Raw genomic sequence first — 15,632 nt, 5'->3', positions numbered from 1 at the left:
GCCGCCGCGCCCGGTCATTGGCGCGCCGGTAGCTGCATGCCTAAAGACTGCTCAGCAGCAGACTCGTCTCGCTGTTGGCGACGCCATCGATCATGCGCACCTCGCGCAAGACCCGGTCAAAGTCCGAAAGGCTGGTGGCGCGGATATTGGCGACCAGATCCCAGTTTCCGTTCGTCGTATGCAGCGAATAGATCTCGGGCAGGCCGCGCAATTTACGGATGACCTGCGTCGTCGACTTTCCGACAACTTCGATCATCATGACCGCATGCACGGTCTGTTCGTCGTAATCCTCGCGCACCCGCACGGTGAAGCCCAGCAGCGTTCCGGTCTCGATCAACCGATCCAGCCTGTTCTGCACCGTACCCCGCGCAACACCCAGGGCGTCGGATAGTTTGGAGAGCGAAGCGCGCCCGTCGGCGCGCAGATGGGCGATGATCCGCCGGTCGAGATCATCGGGGATATATTTGGCAAGCGCCATTACGCAATCCTGATTTTGTCTTTTTGGTCAAAATTTCTGGGCAATTTGTGCAAACCCATACCAGAACTGACACAGTTTTGCGATTTCAGTCAATCGATCCGCTTGGTACCCTATGGGAAATAATCTCATCGAGGATACGAGAATGGCCGCACCGCTCCCATCGGAAAGAGCTTTCATCCCCTTCGTCAGCGTCGAGAACATGATGCGCCTCGTGCATCATGTCGGTATCGAAACCGTGCTGGTCGAACTCACAGATGCCATCGAAGCGGATTTTCGTCGCTGGGATCTTTTCGACAAGACGCCCCGCGTCGCTTCCCACTCCCATGACGGCGTCATAGAATTGATGCCGACCTCGGACGGCGCCGTCTACAGCTTCAAATATGTGAACGGCCACCCGAAGAACATGGCGCAGGGGCTGCAGACGGTCACCGCCTTCGGCCTGCTCGCCGAAGTCTCGACCGGCTACCCGGTGCTGCTGACGGAAATGACGCTGCTGACGGCGCTGCGGACGGCAGCGACCTCGGCCATGGCGGCAAAACACCTGGCGCCGGCTAATTCGCGCCGCCTCACCCTGATCGGCAATGGCGCCCAGGCGGAATTCCAGGCGCTGGCGATGAAGGCGGTTCTCGGCATCGAAGAAGTCCGTCTTTACGACATAGATCCGAGAGCAACGGAAAAGACCGTTCGCAACCTGGAGAAGACCGGCCTGCGGCTGGTGCCCTGCACCTCGGCCCAGGCCGCCATCGAAGGTGCCGACATCATCACCACCTGTACCGCCGACAAGCAGTACGCAACGATCCTCACCGACAACATGGTCGGCGCCGGCGTCCACATCAATGCCATTGGCGGCGACTGCCCGGGCAAGACGGAACTGCATCGCGACATCCTGCTGCGCTCCGACACTTTCGTCGAGTATCCGCCGCAGACCCGCATAGAAGGCGAGATCCAGCAGATGGATGCGGATTATCCGGTCACCGAATTGTGGCAGGTGGTGAGTGGCCGGGCCAAGGGCCGCAGCAGCGAAAGGCAGATCACGCTGTTCGACAGCGTCGGCTTTGCGATCGAAGATTTCTCTGCATTGCGCTACGTCCGCGAGAAGCTGGCGGGCACGGACTACTTCCAGAAGCTCGACATCATCGCCGATCCGGACGATCCGCGCGATCTGTTCGGCATGCTGCTGCGCGCGGCTTAAGAAGAAACGTGGCGGTCGAGTCCGTGATCGGACCTTCCGCCACCTGACGACATCTTTGATCCTTGCGAGGGGCATTCCGTCGCGGCAGCCAGGAAGCGTCACACATTCACTTTTTTCCATTGGGACCATACGGCGCCTTGCGCCGATGGCGCACGTCGCGGTCGGATCGACCGGATGCTCAGGGGCAAGGCTGGCGCCGCCAACCATGACGACCATAAAACGACATAGTAGAACCCACTTATGTTACTTAAAATACATTGAAATCACCATATTTTCCTTCTGCACTTCGCAAATAAAAATATGCTAAGAGTCCTCGCGAAGATGAGCGGAACAGGGCATCCCTTGCGGGCTGGCCGTCGCTCAAGAGAGGATCCTGGCCTGAACATCGTGCCCGAACTGGCAAGTCACACCAACGAGATGGCAGCACTCATTTCTGGCTTCGATTGGGCGACCACCCGTCTTGGCCCGAGATCGGCATGGCCCCCCTGCCTCACGGCCGCCGTCGATATCATGCTGTCCGCGCAAGCGCAGATCGTCGTGTTCTGGGGCGAAGATTTCATCGCCCTTTACAATGACGCCTATGCACCCACGATCGGCGACAAGCATCCGCGAGCATTAGGGCATCCGGCAAGGGAAAATTGGGCGGAACTCTGGAACGACCTTGAGCCGCTTCTGCACTCGGTCCTGCAAGACGGCAATACGATCGCCGCCAAGGATCGACCTTTCTATATCGAACGCCACGGCTATCCGGAAACGGCTTATTTCGACATTTCCTACTCACCCGTTCGCGATGCGGACGGTCGCGTGCTGGGTGTGTTCTGCATCGTCAACGAAACGACGGAACGCGTTCGTGCGGACCAGGCCTTGCGCGAAAGCGAAGAGCGTTTTCGCGCTGTCATATCGCAGTCGGCAACGGGCATCGTCCAATGGGAGCTCGATGGCCGCTTCGTCCTGGTCAACGGGCGCTTCTGCGAGATCGTCGGCTACCCGGAAAGCGAACTTCTCGGTATGCGGATGCAGGACATCATCTATCCGGACGATCTGCGCGAGAACATGCGGCTGTTCGAAATGACGATGGCGACCGGAGAAAGCTTCGAGATCGAGAAGCGCTACGTCCGCAAGGATGGCAGCCTCGTCTGGGTCACAGATTCCGTTTCCGGCCTGCGGGACAGTTCGGGACGCATCCAGCGGGTCGCCGGCATCGTCATCGATATCAACGAGCGCAAGCGGGCCCAGGAAGTGGAGCGGCGCCTGGCGGCCATCATCGCCTCGTCCGACGACGCCATCCTCAGCACCGACCTGAAAATGGTGATCACGAGCTGGAACACCGGTGCCGAAAGGCTCTACGGACAATCGGCCGAGGAGGCCATTGGCCAGTCGGTCATGATGCTCGTTCCGGATGACCGAAGCGAGGAAGAACCGGCAATCCTCGCCCGCATCCGCGCGGGCCAAAAGGTCGAACCCTACGAAACCAAGCGGCGGCGCAAGAATGGCGAGCTTGTCGATGTGCTGCTCAGCGTTTCGCCGATCTATGACGCTTATGGCCGGATCATCGGGGCATCGAAGATTGCCCATGATATCAGCGCGAAGAAGGAAGCCGAACGCCTTCAGACGGTGCTGGTCGGCGAACTCAATCATCGCGTCAAGAATGTGCTCGCGACCGTCATGGCCATCGCGCGCCAAACATTGGGACGAAGCGACGCCGACAAGTTCTCGGTGGAGACGTTCGAGGCCAGGCTCTCTTCGATGGCGCGCGCCCATGATCTCCTGATCCATGGCAAATGGGAGCAGGCGGAGCTGACCACCGTCATCGCGCAGGCATTGTCGCCCTATCCGAAAGACAGGTTTGAAATCTCCGGGCCGCCCATCAATCTTGCGCCGCGAGCCGTCGTCTCCATATCGCTCGCGCTGCATGAGCTTGCAACGAACGCCGCCAAATATGGCGCGCTGTCGGTGCCGGACGGCCGTGTAGCGATCGCGTGGTCTCTTGAAGGCGGCAAGTCCGACCGGCTCAAATTGCGCTGGGAGGAATCGCGAGGACCGGTCGTGATGCCGCCGACACGCAAGGGCTTCGGTTCGCGCTTGATCGAAAGCCTGCTGGCTGCCGAATTGAACGGCAAGGTGCATGTCAGCTACGAACCCAGCGGGTTGATCTGCGAGGTCCATGCCGCCGCCGGCATCGGCTGGGATCAGGCGCTCGATCCAGAGGAATGAGGTCGCTTCCCGCGCGGAAACGGCCCGTTCAGCGCATGCTTTTCGGCCGCGTCGCAAGCACGTTGCGGATCGAAAAGCTCGAATGGATTCGCAGCACTCCCGGCATGGTCGAGAGAATATCCTTGTGAATGCGCTCGAAGTCGCCCGGATTGGCGACCTCGACACGCAGCAGATAATCGGAACCACCCGTCATCAGAAAGCACTCCTTGATCTCCGGGTGCTTGCGCACCGCCGCCTCGAAACGATCGAGATGATCCTCCGTCTGCCGCTCAAGCGTTATGTTGATGATGACGGCGATTGCCGCCTCCGCCTGGGAGGTATCCACCAACGCGGTATAGCCGCGGATGACGCCCGCCTGCTCCATCAATTTGATGCGTCGCAAACAGGCCGATGGCGACAATCCGACCTCGCTTGCCAGCTTCGCGTTGCTGATGCGCGCGTTGAGACGAAGCAGGCGGAGAATATTGCGGTCGATCGCGTCGAGGGCAGCCATGCGGGTTCTTTCAAAAATTCGAAGATAATTTCAATATCAATGCAACTACACAATAATCAATCACTGTTTGACGGGTAATTTCACGATCGTTTCAATATTCTGCGCTTGAAAAACGAGGGTGGACATGGACGGCGGCGTAGCGGATTTCCGGGCGACAAAATTGACGGTCGACAACGGAGCGTGTGGTTATCTGACGATTGATCTGGCCGCCTTGGGCCGGAACTACGACAAACTGTCCTCCATCGTCGCGCCGGCGCGCGCAGCCGCCGTGGTGAAGGCCGACTCCTACGGACTTGGCGCAAGCCAGGTCTCCAAAGCGCTCTATGCGCGCGGCTGCCGGCATTTCTTCGTCGCACACTTCATAGAGGCATTGCGGCTGCGCCCGCAGTTGCCCGACAATGCGACGATTTTCGTGCTGAACGGCCTTCAGCCCGGCAATGAAGCCGCCTGCGCCGAAGGCGGCATCGTGCCCGTGATCAATTCGCTCGATCAGCTGCGGCAATGGTCTGACATTGCCCGCTCTATCCAGCGCAGGCTCCCGGCGGTTCTGCAATTCGATACCGGCATGTCGCGGCTTGGCATCGCGCCGGAAGACAGGAGCGCTGTCGCTGGCCATCTTCAGACATCCGACGACATCGACATCCTGTTCATCATGAGCCACCTCGCTTCGGCCGACGAAGTCGACAGCGGACAGAATGCCGACCAGCTTGCGGAAATGCGCCGCATCGCGGCGGAATTCCCGGATCATGAGGTCTCGTTTGCGAATTCCGGCGGCATCTTCCTCGGCGAAGATTTTCATGGCGTTCTGGCGCGGCCGGGGATCGCCCTTTACGGCGGCGCTCCAAGCGGTGGTGTCGCCAATCCGATGGAAGCCGTCGTGCGGCTCGATATCGCCGTGGTGCAGACCCGGACCGTCCCGGCGGGCACGCATGTTGGCTACGGCGGCGTGCATGTGACGAAGGGCCAGACCCGACTTGCGACCATCGCCGCCGGCTATGCCGATGGCCTGCCGCGCAGTCTCAGCGATCGCGGCGCGGCTTATTACAACGGCGTACGCCTGCCGATCGTCGGGCGCGTGTCGATGGACAGCATGACAATCGATATCAGCGCATTGCCCGAAGGCACCCTGTCTTTCGGTAGTCTGGTGGAGGTTCTGGGTGATCACCAGACAGTGGACGATCTCGCCCGGGACGCCGGCTTGATTTCCTACGAAATCCTGACCAGTCTCGGCCACCGCTACAACAGGCAATACCGCTGAACTTCCCAATGCTCAATTCTCCGAGGATATCATGAAAGTCGTCGTTCTGGGTGCCGGCATCGTCGGTGTGACGTCCGCTTACCAGCTTGCCAAGGCGGGCCACGAAGTCACGGTCGTCGACCGGCAGCAGGGTCCCGCGTTGGAAACGAGCTTTGCCAATGCAGGTGAAGTCTCCTTCGGTTACTGCTCGCCCTGGGCCGCACCTGGCATTCCTGCGAAAGCGCTCAAGTGGCTGTTCATGAAACATGCCCCGCTCATCCTGCGCCCGAAGGTCGATGGGGCGATGCTATCCTGGCTCGTCAAGATGCTGTCCAACTGCACGTCGGAACGCTATGCGCTCAACAAGAGCCGGATGCTGCGCCTTGCCGATTACAGCCGCGTCTCGCTCGCCCAGGTTCGCGAGGAGACCGGCATCGCCTATGACGAGCGCATGCAGGGCACGCTGCAGCTCTTCCGCACGCAGCAGCAGCTCGACGCATCGGCAAAGGACGTCAAGGCGCTCGCGGCCGACGGCATTCCTTATGAGGTACTCGATCCGGAAGGCTGCATCCGCGTCGAGCCAGCACTCCGGCATGTCCGCGAGAAGGTCGTCGGCGGTCTGCTGACCCCGAAGGACGAGACCGGCGATTGCTTCAAGTTCACCAATGCGCTTGCCGCAAAGGCAGTCGAGCTCGGCGTCCGGTTCCAGTACGGCACGACGATCAAGGGGCTCGACGTTCTGGGCGGCCAGGCGCGCGGCGTCGTGACCGACCGCGGACGCCTGGACGCCGATGCGATCGTCGTCGCGCTCGGCAGCTACTCGCCGCTGCTGCTGAAGCCGCTCGGCATCAGCCTGTCCGTCTATCCGGTCAAGGGGTACTCGCTGACGATCCCGATCACCGATGCATCGCGCGCGCCGGAATCGACCGTGATGGACGAGACCTACAAGATCGCCATCACGCGGCTCGGCGATCGCATCCGCGTCGGCGGCATGGCGGAAATCTCCGGTTATACGAACGATCTCGGCCTTGCCCGGCGCCAGACGCTCGAGCATTCCGTGACCGATCTTTTCCCCGGCGGCGATGTCGCCAAGGCGTCCTTCTGGTCCGGCTTGCGGCCGATGACGCCGGATGGAACGCCGGTCATCGGGCCGACGAAGATCAAGGGGCTGTACCTCAATACCGGCCACGGCACGCTTGGATGGACCATGAGCTCCGGCTCGGCGCGCGTCATCAGCGATCTCGTCAGCGGCCGCAAGCCCGATATCGACGCAACCGATCTCGCCATCAGCCGCTACGCCTGATCGGCCCGCCACATCCGCAACCGCTTTCAAAAGCCCACGGGTCGACCCGACCCGTGGCGATAAGGCCTGTCCGCCGGGATTCGGTGGGCGCTTCATACCTCAAGACAGGATCGGCGAGCCTCTTGCCCGCCGATATCGATCAATGCCTGGGAACGCGTGGCAGGAAGATCGTAAAGAGCCCGAGCAGCGGCAGATACGAGCAGATCGTGTAGACGAAGGGGATGCCGCGCGCATCGGCGAAATCGCCGAGCCAGGCCGCGCCAAGTCCGCCCGCGCCGAAGGCGAAGCCGAAGAAGATGCCGCCGATCAGTCCGACCCGACCGGGAATCAGCTCCTGGGCAAAGACCACGATCGCCGGGAAGGCTGAAGCCAGCACCAGACCGATGATGACGGTCAGGACGCAGGTCCAGAACAGGTCGGCATAAGGCATCAGCAGCGCAAACGGGATGACGCCGAGGATCGAGAACCAGATCACGAAGCGCGCGCCCAAACGGTCGCCTACGGGCCCGCCCATGATCGTTCCGACGGCGACCGAGCCGAGAAAGAGGAACAACATCAGCTGTGCGTCGCGGACATCCAGATGGAACTTGTCGATGACGTAGAAGGTGAAATAGCTCGATATGCTCGCCATGTAGACGTTTTTCGTCGCCGTCAGCAGGATGAGGATGGCAAGCGCCCACATTGCCTTGTTGCGCGCGATCGGCAGGGCGCGGCTCGGCGCAGGACGCGCCGAGTGCTGGCGACGGTGGTTGATGAACCAGTTGCCAACCCAGCTGAGAACGATGAATCCGATAACGGCAAGCACGGAAAGCCAGGCCACGCTCTTCTGGCCATGCTGCAGGACGAAAAACGCGGCGATCAACGGCCCGATGGCCGAACCGGCATTGCCGCCGAGCTGAAAGAGCGATTGTGCCAAGCCGTGACGCCCGCCCGACGCCAGGCGGGCAACACGCGATGCCTCCGGATGAAAGACAGCCGAACCGAAACCGATAAGGCTTGCGGCAACGAGCAGCATGCCGAAACTGCCGGCATAGCCGAGCAGCAGCAGGCCGGAAAACGTGCTCACCATGCCGACCGGCAACGAGTAAGGCATCGGCCATTTGTCGGTGACGATGCCGACCACCGGCTGCAGCAGCGACGCCGTGATCTGGAACATCATCGTCAACAGGCCGATCTGAACGAAATCGAGCGCATAATTCTCTCTGAACATCGGATAGAGCGACGTCAGCAGCGACTGCATCGTATCGTTCAGCAGGTGGCAGGTGCTGACCGCCATGACGATCGACATCGTCGTCTTTTCATATCGGGCCTGCGTACCCGAAAATGCCGCAACCATGGGGGGAATCCTTGCCTCTGTCGGCACAGTTGCCGACCATATTCTTTGATCCGCCTTTTACACGGCTTGCAGATGACCTTCTTTCGTGTTTTGGTCCAGTAGTTTCGCGATCGGGCCAAAATGGAAAAGCTATCGAAACAGTTGCTGGCAACCCTCGACAACGATCATGTGCAGAACATGCGCTGGATGGAGGATTCGCCTGCGGATGTGCTCGTGCATAGTGCCGAGCCGCCGCAGGGCTACACCGTTCCGTGGCATCATCATCGCCGCACGCAGCTGCTTTGCATCTTCGCCGGCGTCGCCGTGATCATGACCGCACGAGGCCGCTGGATGGTGCCGCCGGGTCACGCCCTGTTCATCCCCGTCGGGCTGGAGCACTCGATCGAGATCCTGAGCGATGTCAGCATGAAATCCGTATACGTGATGCCGCGCAGTCCGCCGCCGAAAGGCGAAACCCCGCGCGTCGTCGAGGTCACCGATCTTGCCCGCAGCCTGCTGCTTGAGGCCATTCGGCTCGGAGAAGCGCCCGTCAGCCATCGAAAGGCGAAGCTGGTCCTGTCTCTGCTCGTCGAGGAAATCGCGACGCTGCCGGAACGTCCGCTAGGCCTCCCCTTCCCCTCCGACCGTCGGCTGACGGCGCTTTGCCGCGACTATCTCGCCAATCCATCCCCCAACGCCAGGCTGGACGACTGGGCGGAAAAGCTTTCGGTGAGCCGGCGGACTTTCACGCGGCAATTCCGCAAGGAAACAGGCATCAGCTTTACGACGTGGCGCCAGCAGGCGAGCGTCTTTGCCTGCCTCCCACAGCTTGCCGAAGGACAACCGGTCACCAATGTCGCGCTTGAAGCAGGTTATGAGAGCGTGGCAGCCTTCACCACCATGTTCCGGCGCATGCTCGGCACCTCGCCGCGCGCCTACATGGCAAACCGCTGGACCTTCGAACGGCAATCGGCTTGAACCCTTGCTCTTGAAATGATCTGACGCTTCCGGCAAACAGCGCTGAGAGCGAGGGCAAGCATATGCGGCATATTCACATCGTCGGTATCGGCACGGGAAACCCCGAACATCTGACCGTGCAGGCGATCAATGCGCTGAATGCCGCCAATGTCATCCTCATCCCCAGCAAGGGGGCGGCAAAGACGGAGCTTGCCGACGTCCGCAGGGAGATCTGCCAGCGCTATGTCACCAACCGGGCCACCCGCTTCGTCGACTATGACGTGCCCTCGCGCCAGACGGCGGAGCGCAGCTATGTGCAAAGCGTCGACGAATGGCATGATGCGATTTCCGCGACCTACGAACGGCTGTTTCTGGCGCATCTGGGCGAACATGAAAGTGCCGCCTTCCTCGTCTGGGGCGATCCCGGCCTCTACGACAGCACGTTGCGTATCCTCGAGCGTGTCGTCGCTCGGGGCAATGTCACGCTCGACTACAGCGTCGTTCCCGGCATCACCAGCATCCAGGCGCTGACGGCGAGCCATCGCATCCCCCTCAATCTCGTCGGCAAGCCGGTGCAGATCACGACCGGCCGGCGGCTGACGGAAAGCTTTCCCGGCCTTGCCGAAACCGCTGTCGTCATGCTCGATGGCGAGCAGGCCTTCAGCAAGATCGACGATCCCGAAGCCTATATCTACTGGGGAGCCTATCTCGGCACCAGGGACGAGATCACCATCGCGGGCCGGCTGGCGGATGTTTCCGAGCGCATTCTTGCGACGCGCGCCGAAGCGCGCGCCAGGCACGGGTGGATCATGGATATCTATCTGTTGCGCAAAGGGCAGGATTTCGACGATCGCGAATGAGCCGCGTGGCGCCAAATCGTTTGCCCGCCGGTCGGGATTGTGCAAGGAAATGTCCCCTATGAAGGGCAGTTTTGCGGTTTCGGCCGACGGACAGACGGTAAGGGGACAAGCGTGCTTCTCGCAGGAGGAGACCGGGCGCCGCAGCGTTGCCTCACCTCTACCCTCCATGGTTCGCGGTGCCTGCCCCTCGCTGAGCGCACCGATGCAGACGGGCGATGGGCTGCTTGTGCGGCTGCGGCCCGCAACGCCAGGACTGACCGTCGCGCAATTTCGCGCGCTGGCCGAAGCAACCGAGAAGCACGGCAACGGACTGATCGAGATCACGGCCCGTGGCAATCTCCAGCTGCGCGGCATGACGCCGGAAAGCATGACCGGGCTGGCTGCCGATATCGACCGCGCCGGCATTGTGCCGGAAAGCGGCGTCGTCATCGAAGTTCCGCCGCTCAGCGGCGTTGATCCGTCGGAAATCGCTGACGCCCGCTCGTTCGCCGAGCGCCTGCGGAGCGCGATCAGTTCGCTTCATCCCAAGCCGGTTCTGGCTGCCAAGCTTGCCATCATCGTCGATGGCGACGGCCGGCTCGTTCTCGACGAACTCTCGGCAGATATCCGGCTGAAAGCCGCCGGCTCCGATGATGACGGCCAGCTATGGACGCTCGCCATCGCGGGAATGGACGCGACGGCTACACCACTTGCCGTCTTACACGGCGAACAGGCGATTGCCGGCGTCGTCATGCTGCTCGAAGCATTGGCCGCAATCGGCCCTCGCGCCCGGGGCCGCGATCTGGACGCCACGTCTCTGCGCGCCCGATTTCCAGCCCCGCCGAACCATAGCCGCAATGCAATCGCTCCCTGGGCCTCCCCCGTCGGCCTCATTCGGCTCGACGATCAGCATTGCGCCGTCGGGCTGCGCCCCTCTTTCGGCCAGATCCACGCCCGGGACCTCATCCGCTTTCTTGCCATTGCGGAAGCCGCGGGCGTGGGTGAAATCCGCACGGGACCGGAACACAGCCTGCTGCTCCTTGGACTTCCGCACGATCGTATCGAAGCCATCCTGGCTGCGGCGGCAGCTTGCGGCTTTCAGACGCGTGCCGGCGATCCGGCAAATTATGCAATCCCCTGCGCCGGCGCCGGTGCATGTGCCTCGGCCCACTATGTCACGAGACAGGCTGCCGTCGATCTCCTCGAGGTCGGGACCGACTTGCTCGACGGCTCGATCGAGGTGCATCTGTCGGGCTGCGCAAAGGGATGCGCCCATCCGTCTGCGGCGATGCTGACCATCGTCGGTACTGCAACAGGCCATGCTATTGTCGTAAATGGGTCATCATCGGACGAGCCTGTGGCGTACATCGGCAAGGAAAAGCTGAAATCGGCGCTCTCGCAGCTCGGTGAACTGCTACGAAACAACAAAGCTGCTGGCGAATCGGCACGGCAGTGTCTTAAACGGCTCGGCCGGGACGCAATCGCGACGGCTTTACGACAGGGATAGAAATGCCTGACTATGACTATATCCGCGAGGGACAAGCGATCTACGAGCGCTCCTTCGCGATCATCCGCAGCGAAGCCGATCTCCAGCGTTTTCCCGAAGCCGAGGCCGATGTCGCCGTGCGCATGATTCATGCCTGCGGACAGGTGGAAGCAGCACGGCATTTCATGTTCTCCCCCGATTTCGTCGCATCGGCCCGCAAGGCACTCGCCGACGGCGCCCCGATTTTCTGTGATGCGGAGATGGTGGCTCGTGGCGTGACCCGCGCCCGCCTGCCGGCGGCGAACGACGTGATCTGCACGCTGCAGGATCCGCGCACGGCGGACATCGCCAAGACCATCGGCAACACGCGCTCCGCCGCGGCCATGCATCTATGGACCGATCGGCTTGCCGGCTCGGTCGTCGCCATTGGCAACGCGCCGACTGCGCTTTTCCATCTTCTGGAAATGCTGCGCGACGGTGCTCCGAGGCCTGCCGCCATCATCGGCATGCCCGTCGGCTTTGTCGGCGCGGCCGAATCGAAGGATGCCCTTGCGGAGAGTTCCTACGGCATTCCCTTTGCCATCGTGCGCGGTCGCCTCGGCGGCAGCGCCATGACGGCGGCCGCCCTCAACGCATTGGCGAGGCCGGGCCTATGAGCGTGCCTTCAAGCGGAAGCCTGATCGGCGTCGGCACAGGTCCCGGCGATCCGGAATTGCTGACGGTCAAGGCCGTCAAGGCTCTGGAGCGTGCCGATGTCGTCGCCTACTTCGCCAAGCAGGGCAGAGGCGGCAACGGAAAGGCGATCGTCGGCGAATTCCTCAAGGCGGACGTGACGCTGCTGCCGCTCTACTATCCCGTTACGACCGAGATCGACAAGGACGCGGCGGACTATATCCGTCAGATCACGGCCTTCTACGACGTCTCGGCCGAGATGGTGGCCGCACGCCTGCGGGAAGGAAAAACGGTTGCCGTCCTCAGCGAAGGCGATCCGCTGTTTTACGGTTCCTACATGCATCTGCATGTGCGCCTTGCCGATCGCTTCCCGACCGAGGTCATACCGGGCGTGACCGCCATGTCCGGCTGCTGGTCTCTCGCCGGATTGCCGATGGTGCAGGGAGACGACGTCCTCTCCGTCCTGCCGGGAACGATGGCGGAAGCCGAGCTTGTCCGCCGTCTCGGTGATACGCAGGCCGCGGTAATCATGAAGGTCGGCCGCAACCTGCCGAAGATCCGGCGTGCGCTGGACGCTGCCGGCCGGCTCAACGAAGCCGTTTATGTCGAGCGCGGCACGATGGCGAACGGTGCGATGACGCCGCTTGCAAGCCGCGACGATGCCGAAGCCCCCTATTTCTCGCTCGTCCTGGTTCCGGGTTGGGAAAACAGGCCATGAGCGGGCGTCTCTATGTCATCGGCACCGGTCCGGGCAATCCCGCGCAGACAACGCCGGAGGCGCTGAGTGCGGTTGCGGATGCTCAAGAATTCTATGGCTACGGCCCTTATCTCGACCGCCTGACGTTGCGCGGCGACCAGATCCGCCATGTTTCGGACAATCGCGAGGAGCTGGACCGCGCCAAGGTGGCGCTGCAAAGGGCGGCGGCCGGCGTCAATGTCTGCGTCGTCTCCGGCGGCGACCCCGGCGTCTTCGCCATGGCGGCGGCCGTCTGCGAGGCGATCGATCACGGCCCTGCGGAATGGCGCGGGGTGGATCTCGTCGTCGTGCCGGGTATCACGGCCATGCTTGCGGTGGCGGCGCGCATCGGCGCTCCCCTCGGGCATGATTTCTGCGCGATCTCGCTGTCGGACAATCTGAAACCCTGGCCCCTCATCGAGCGCCGCCTTCGTGCCGTTGCCGAGGCCGGCCTTGTGATCGCGCTCTACAATCCGATCAGCAAGGCGCGGCCCTGGCAGCTCGGCAAGGCCTTCGACATCGTACGGGCCATATTGCCGGCGGATACAGCGATCATCTTCGGCCGGGCCGCCGGCCGGCCGGACGAGCGCATGACGGTTGCGCGGCTTGCCGATGCCCAGGCGTCGCAGGCGGATATGGCGACCTGCGTCATCATCGGCTCGGCCGAGACGCGCGTCATTGCCCGCGAAGGACGGCCTGACCTGGTCTATACGCCGCGTTTCATCCGGGAAGAGGCGAAATGATCGATCTGACCGAGCGCTGCTTTCACTGTTTCGACCACCGGCAGGCCGGCAGTCTCGGCACGCTCGATCATGATTATCCGGATGCCGAGGCGCCGTGCCGCTTCGATTTTCGCATAGGTCGCATCGCCACCGCTGTTCTTGGCGACGACCACGTCGATCCCATGTCTCCGCAACAGATCCAGCTCGTCCTCCAGCCGGAACGGTCCCCTGCCGTGGATGTAGTCGACGTGAGGTACCGTGAGCGGCGGCTCGACGGGATCGACGCTGCGGACCCAGTAGTGGTGATGCGGCGCCGCGTTCGCCTGATGCGCGTCCTGCCGGCCGGTCGCCAGGAAGACGCGCAGGGGCGCGTTGCCAAGGGCGGTCACGGCCTGAGAAACGCTATGCACCGGGAGCCAGTCATCGCCTTCGACCGGTACCCAGGCCGGGCGGCGCAGCGCAAAGGCCGCCACATCGCATTCCGCAGTGGCCCGGGCCGCGTTGGCGGAGATGCGGGCAGCGAAGGGATGGGTGGCGTCGACCACCAGATCGATGGCTTCGTCACGAAGATAGCGGGCAAGCCCCTCGGCGCCACCGAAGCCGCCGCTGCGTATCGGAACGGGCTGCGCCGCCGGATCGGCGGTCCTGCCGGCAAGCGACAGGACAACGTCGAGATCGGCGCGCGGGGCAAGGGTTGCCGCCAGCGCACGGGCCTCCGTCGTGCCGCCCAGGATCAGAATACGGGCCTTGCCCATGGCTGAGATACCTTCCGTTCAACCTTGGCTCACTCTTATCGGCATCGGCGAAGACGGTCCAGCCGGCATCGGCGACGCGGCCAGGCGGCTGATCGCCTCGGCCCCGGTCGTCTTCGGCGGCGCGCGCCATATCGAATTGATGAGCCCCGTCATCACTGGCGAGAGGCATCAATGGCTCTCTCCATTCGAACGATCCGTCGAGGCGGTCCTCGATCGACGGGGCAAGCCGACGGTGGTTCTCGCCTCCGGCGATCCTTTCTTCTACGGCGTCGGCGCGACGCTTTCGCGCCGCATTGCGGCCGCCGAGATGACCGTCATCCCGGCGCCCTCGTCCTTCAGCCTTGCCGCATCCCGGTTGGGCTGGCCTTTGCAGGAGACGACGGTCCTGTCGCTCCACGGACGGCCCATCGATCTCATCCGGCCGCATCTGCATCCCGGCCGCAAGATCCTGGCGCTGACCTCCGACGGCAAGGGACCTGCCGAACTGGCCACCCTGCTGCAAACCTCAGGCTTCGGTCAATCCAAACTGACGGTGCTGGAAGCGCTTGGCGGCCCGCATGAGAAAGTCTCCCGGCAAAACGCGGCCGAGTTCGCCCTTTCCGGCGTCAACGATCTGAACGTCTGCGGCATCGAGGTCAAAGCCGAAGCCGGCGCGCGGATTTTGCCGCTGAGCGCGGGCTTGCCCGACGACCTCTTCGAGCATGACGGCCAGATCACCAAGCGGGAAATCCGCGCGATGACGCTGTCGGCACTCTCGCCGCGTCACGGCGAACTGCTCTGGGATATCGGCGCCGGCTCGGGCTCGATCGGTATCGAATGGATGCTGGCCGATCCCTCGCTTCGCGCCATCGCCATCGAGGCTTCGGCCGAGCGCGCAGCGCGAATCCATCGCAACGCAGCGAATTTTGGCGTCCCCGCCTTGACCATCGTCGAGGGAGAGGCGCCGAATGCCCTTGCAGGGCTGCCGGCACCGGATGCGATCTTCATCGGCGGCGGCGGCAGCGATGCCGGCGTGCTCGATGCCGCCATCGGCCAATTGAAAAGCGGCGGAAGGCTGGTTGCCAATGCCGTTACGACCGAAATGGAAGCCCTTCTGCTTGCCAAACAGGCACGCAAGGGCGGCTCGCTGATCCGCATCGATATCGCGCGCGCCGCGCCCGTCGGCCGCATGACCGGCTGGCGGCCGGCCATGCCGGTGACGCAATGGTGCTGGATCAAGCCATAATCAGGAAT

At 62.7% G+C, this 15,632-nt stretch carries 15 protein-coding genes; 11 read left to right on the top strand and 4 right to left on the bottom strand.

Going from position 1 to position 15,632, the window contains the following annotated elements:
- Positions 1–40 precede the first annotated feature (40 nt).
- Positions 41–478 (bottom strand): Lrp/AsnC family transcriptional regulator, encoded by a 438-nt coding sequence (locus GR212_RS24265; RefSeq protein WP_112798668.1) that lies wholly within the window; start codon positions 476–478, stop codon positions 41–43.
- A gap of 142 nt (positions 479–620) precedes the next feature.
- On the opposite strand from GR212_RS24265, the gene GR212_RS24260 reads away from it, so the two are divergent.
- On the top strand, positions 621–1,670 hold the full coding sequence (locus GR212_RS24260) for an ornithine cyclodeaminase (protein ID WP_163990325.1): 1,050 nt from the start codon (positions 621–623) through the stop codon (positions 1,668–1,670).
- A 417-nt stretch (positions 1,671–2,087) separates the two neighbouring features.
- Entirely contained in the window at positions 2,088–3,884 is a 1,797-nt protein-coding gene (locus tag GR212_RS24255; RefSeq protein WP_163990517.1) for a PAS domain-containing sensor histidine kinase, read from the top strand.
- 28 nt (positions 3,885–3,912) lie between these two features.
- Here the strand turns inward: GR212_RS24255 and GR212_RS24250 are convergent, their stop codons facing one another.
- Complete coding sequence (locus tag GR212_RS24250; protein ID WP_163990323.1) at positions 3,913–4,377, bottom strand: Lrp/AsnC family transcriptional regulator; 465 nt, start codon at positions 4,375–4,377, stop codon at positions 3,913–3,915.
- 124 nt (positions 4,378–4,501) lie between these two features.
- On the opposite strand from GR212_RS24250, the gene alr reads away from it, so the two are divergent.
- Positions 4,502–5,635 carry an alanine racemase gene (alr, locus tag GR212_RS24245; protein ID WP_163990321.1) on the top strand — a complete coding sequence of 378 codons (1,134 nt, stop codon included), beginning with the start codon at positions 4,502–4,504 and terminating at the stop codon, positions 5,633–5,635.
- 31 nt (positions 5,636–5,666) lie between these two features.
- Complete coding sequence (locus GR212_RS24240; RefSeq protein WP_163990320.1) at positions 5,667–6,917, top strand: D-amino acid dehydrogenase; 1,251 nt, start codon at positions 5,667–5,669, stop codon at positions 6,915–6,917.
- Between the two features lie 139 nt (positions 6,918–7,056).
- On the opposite strand, the gene GR212_RS24235 is transcribed toward GR212_RS24240, so the two are convergent.
- The gene (locus GR212_RS24235) at positions 7,057–8,253 is read right to left on the bottom strand and encodes an MFS transporter (protein WP_163990318.1); all 1,197 of its coding nucleotides are present in this window, start codon (positions 8,251–8,253) and stop codon (positions 7,057–7,059) included.
- Between the two features lie 120 nt (positions 8,254–8,373).
- Here GR212_RS24235 and GR212_RS24230 point away from each other — a divergent pair, with 120 nt between their 5' ends.
- The 6 genes from GR212_RS24230 (at position 8,374) to GR212_RS24205 (ending at position 13,665) form a co-directional block, all read left to right on the top strand.
- Positions 8,374–9,210 (top strand): AraC family transcriptional regulator, encoded by an 837-nt coding sequence (locus GR212_RS24230; RefSeq protein WP_163990316.1) that lies wholly within the window; start codon positions 8,374–8,376, stop codon positions 9,208–9,210.
- Between the two features lie 62 nt (positions 9,211–9,272).
- Entirely contained in the window at positions 9,273–10,049 is a 777-nt protein-coding gene (gene cobF / locus GR212_RS24225; RefSeq protein ID WP_163990314.1) for a precorrin-6A synthase (deacetylating), read from the top strand.
- 58 nt (positions 10,050–10,107) lie between these two features.
- A complete protein-coding gene (cobG, locus tag GR212_RS24220) occupies positions 10,108–11,535 on the top strand; it encodes a precorrin-3B synthase (RefSeq protein WP_163990312.1) in 1,428 nt (475 codons plus the stop codon).
- Positions 11,536–11,537: 2 nt separating this feature from the next.
- Positions 11,538–12,170, top strand: coding sequence for a precorrin-8X methylmutase (locus GR212_RS24215; RefSeq protein ID WP_163990311.1), 633 nt, complete (start codon positions 11,538–11,540; stop codon positions 12,168–12,170).
- The gene (locus GR212_RS24210; protein WP_163990309.1) at positions 12,167–12,904 is read left to right on the top strand and encodes a precorrin-2 C(20)-methyltransferase; all 738 of its coding nucleotides are present in this window, start codon (positions 12,167–12,169) and stop codon (positions 12,902–12,904) included. The genes GR212_RS24215 and GR212_RS24210 overlap by 4 nt, the downstream gene beginning before the upstream one ends.
- Complete coding sequence (locus tag GR212_RS24205; RefSeq protein ID WP_163990307.1) at positions 12,901–13,665, top strand: precorrin-3B C(17)-methyltransferase; 765 nt, start codon at positions 12,901–12,903, stop codon at positions 13,663–13,665. Before GR212_RS24210 ends, GR212_RS24205 begins: the two co-directional genes overlap by 4 nt.
- On the opposite strand, the gene GR212_RS24200 is transcribed toward GR212_RS24205, so the two are convergent.
- The gene (locus tag GR212_RS24200; RefSeq protein ID WP_163990304.1) at positions 13,629–14,399 is read right to left on the bottom strand and encodes a cobalt-precorrin-6A reductase; all 771 of its coding nucleotides are present in this window, start codon (positions 14,397–14,399) and stop codon (positions 13,629–13,631) included. The genes GR212_RS24205 and GR212_RS24200 overlap by 37 nt on opposite strands.
- Between GR212_RS24200 and cbiE the strand changes: the two genes are divergently transcribed.
- On the top strand, positions 14,398–15,624 hold the full coding sequence (cbiE, locus tag GR212_RS24195; protein ID WP_163990302.1) for a precorrin-6y C5,15-methyltransferase (decarboxylating) subunit CbiE: 1,227 nt from the start codon (positions 14,398–14,400) through the stop codon (positions 15,622–15,624). The two genes, GR212_RS24200 and cbiE, sit on opposite strands and share 2 nt — an antisense overlap.
- Positions 15,625–15,632 lie beyond the last annotated feature (8 nt).

The organism is Martinezella lusitana, assembly GCF_010668395.1.
Lineage (GTDB): Bacteria > Pseudomonadota > Alphaproteobacteria > Rhizobiales > Rhizobiaceae > Rhizobium > Rhizobium lusitanum_A.
This window is presented reverse-complemented; position numbering and strand designations above follow the sequence as displayed.

Bases quoted from the DNA above. Each gene is read 5' to 3' on its own strand.
- GR212_RS24265 (WP_112798668.1), bottom strand. From the start codon at position 478: ATGGCGCTTGCCAAATATATCCCCGATGATCTCGACCGGCGGATCATC.
- GR212_RS24260 (WP_163990325.1), top strand. From the start codon at position 621: ATGGCCGCACCGCTCCCATCGGAAAGAGCTTTCATCCCCTTCGTCAGC.
- GR212_RS24255 (WP_163990517.1), top strand. From the start codon at position 2,088: ATGGCAGCACTCATTTCTGGCTTCGATTGGGCGACCACCCGTCTTGGC.
- GR212_RS24250 (WP_163990323.1), bottom strand. From the start codon at position 4,377: ATGGCTGCCCTCGACGCGATCGACCGCAATATTCTCCGCCTGCTTCGT.
- alr (WP_163990321.1), top strand. From the start codon at position 4,502: ATGGACGGCGGCGTAGCGGATTTCCGGGCGACAAAATTGACGGTCGAC.
- GR212_RS24240 (WP_163990320.1), top strand. From the start codon at position 5,667: ATGAAAGTCGTCGTTCTGGGTGCCGGCATCGTCGGTGTGACGTCCGCT.
- GR212_RS24235 (WP_163990318.1), bottom strand. From the start codon at position 8,253: ATGGTTGCGGCATTTTCGGGTACGCAGGCCCGATATGAAAAGACGACG.
- GR212_RS24230 (WP_163990316.1), top strand. From the start codon at position 8,374: ATGGAAAAGCTATCGAAACAGTTGCTGGCAACCCTCGACAACGATCAT.
- cobF (WP_163990314.1), top strand. From the start codon at position 9,273: ATGCGGCATATTCACATCGTCGGTATCGGCACGGGAAACCCCGAACAT.
- cobG (WP_163990312.1), top strand. From the start codon at position 10,108: ATGAAGGGCAGTTTTGCGGTTTCGGCCGACGGACAGACGGTAAGGGGA.
- GR212_RS24215 (WP_163990311.1), top strand. From the start codon at position 11,538: ATGCCTGACTATGACTATATCCGCGAGGGACAAGCGATCTACGAGCGC.
- GR212_RS24210 (WP_163990309.1), top strand. From the start codon at position 12,167: ATGAGCGTGCCTTCAAGCGGAAGCCTGATCGGCGTCGGCACAGGTCCC.
- GR212_RS24205 (WP_163990307.1), top strand. From the start codon at position 12,901: ATGAGCGGGCGTCTCTATGTCATCGGCACCGGTCCGGGCAATCCCGCG.
- cbiE (WP_163990302.1), top strand. From the start codon at position 14,398: ATGGCTGAGATACCTTCCGTTCAACCTTGGCTCACTCTTATCGGCATC.
- GR212_RS24200 (WP_163990304.1), bottom strand. From the start codon at position 14,399: ATGGGCAAGGCCCGTATTCTGATCCTGGGCGGCACGACGGAGGCCCGT.